This is a genomic window from Alistipes sp. ZOR0009, from assembly GCF_000798815.1.
Classification (GTDB): domain Bacteria; phylum Bacteroidota; class Bacteroidia; order Bacteroidales; family ZOR0009; genus Acetobacteroides.
The window spans coordinates 1-980 of sequence record NZ_JTLD01000081.1; the positions used below are offsets into that span (position 1 = coordinate 1).

General features: G+C 45.2%; 2 protein-coding genes. Both read right to left on the reverse strand.

Annotation, left to right across the window (positions count from 1 at the left end; genetic code table 11):
• A partial coding sequence (locus tag L990_RS16405; protein ID WP_047451693.1) for a hypothetical protein occupies positions 1–384 on the reverse strand: 384 nt, incomplete at its 3' end.
• Positions 385–389: 5 nt separating this feature from the next.
• Positions 390–620, reverse strand: coding sequence for a hypothetical protein (locus L990_RS16410; RefSeq protein ID WP_047451695.1), 231 nt, complete (start codon positions 618–620; stop codon positions 390–392).
• Positions 621–980 lie beyond the last annotated feature (360 nt).

A 980-nucleotide genomic window follows, 5' to 3' on the forward strand; every position in this document is an offset into this window, starting at 1 on the left:
CTCCATCTGCTCCACCACCTCGGCAAAGCGCTCCTTTAACGGTAAGAGGTACGCTGCCAGCTCCTCCTTCGTGGTGCGAGGGGTGTACTTAAAGTCCTCTTCGGTATCATCAAAACTGATTGTATCTACAGTTTTAAACACTTCTTTTTGAGAGTACCTGTAAAGCAGCTCCTCAACTGGATTGATGCGAACTATTGCCCCATAACTAACCGTATCGCTTTCAACAATAAAATATATGCTTTGATATCCTTCATCATTACACCTATAGATGGCAAAAGTTCCCGTGCCAAAAAACGTTCCTACCCTAAAGCCATGCTGCTTGGCCAAGGGGGCAAGCTCCTCCTTTATCCACTTCTTCATGGCTGTTTTTCCCGTATTTTCCATATCCGCTACTTTTTAGGTTTGTTAAATCTACTCACATCCACATCCGAGATGGTAAATCCGCCATTGGATGAGCCATGGTCGCTTACCTTCTTTACCTGGTTGGGTTTTACAATTAGATCATCTCCACTTTTTATTTTACCTGCTCCTTTTATATTTTTTATTGACTTAATCGTTAGTTTTCCCTCTTTCGCAACCTTGCCCCAACCCCCCGCTCGCCGTAGTCTATATCTGCGCACTAGGCTGGGCAAAGATTAGCTTTGCTGAGCTCGCACTTCGTGCTCGGTTGCGACTCCGACCTTGCTAAGCACCAGCCTCCCGACTACTATTCAAATGTAGCAAAAAAGCAAAGCGCAGCCGTGGCTGGTAGCGACAGCATTCTGCTATTTTCTTCCCGCTACTTTTTTGGCACAAAAAAGTAGCACAAAAAACAGGGCGAAAATTAACTCGCACCGTCCGCTTATAGGTGCTTAGATTTTTGGAGAAAAGTAGCAGAACGATTCCGGTTTATGATTTTGGTTAAGGACGACCTGCCGAGCGTTGCTCAAACAAATATTTTCGCCGTTGGCTGTGTGGCTAACGCCACAATTGTTTACGGA